Below are 471 nucleotides of genomic sequence, written 5' to 3' on the forward strand. Positions count from 1 at the left end.
GAAGGTGAGGAAAGCTATGACGTAGAAAAAGAGGCTCGAGAGAAGCACATAATGGAAATGAAGAAGAAACTTGCAGTTGCTTGGGGAATAGGAATACCTCTCTTCGCCTCAGCGCAGCTTCACAGGTTTGGAATTGAAATTCCTAACTTAATTTACATTCAATTCCTGCTGGCAACTCTGGCAATAATCTATGCTGGAAGGGATATCTTTGGAAAGGCTCTCAATTCATTGAAGCACAAAAGCTTAAACATGGAAGTCATGTACTCCATGGGAATTGGTTCTGCTTATTTTGCAAGCGTTTTAGCTACAATAGGAATTATTCCGAGGGAGTTCAACTTTTATGAGGCAAGCGTTTTGCTAATGGCTTTCCTCCTGCTTGGACGCTACTTAGAAACCTTGGCCAAAGGAAGAACGAGTGAGGCAATTAAAAAGCTCATGGGGCTTCAAGCTAAAAAGGCGACCGTAATTAGG

Annotated in this window: 1 pseudogene; it reads left to right on the plus strand. The window is 42.3% G+C overall.

Annotation, left to right across the window (positions count from 1 at the left end):
- A pseudogene (locus E3E30_RS11165) lies at nt 1-471 on the plus strand (heavy metal translocating P-type ATPase); the annotation flags it as partial.

Source organism: Thermococcus sp. 9N3, assembly GCF_012027685.1.
Classification (GTDB): domain Archaea; phylum Methanobacteriota_B; class Thermococci; order Thermococcales; family Thermococcaceae; genus Thermococcus; species Thermococcus nautili.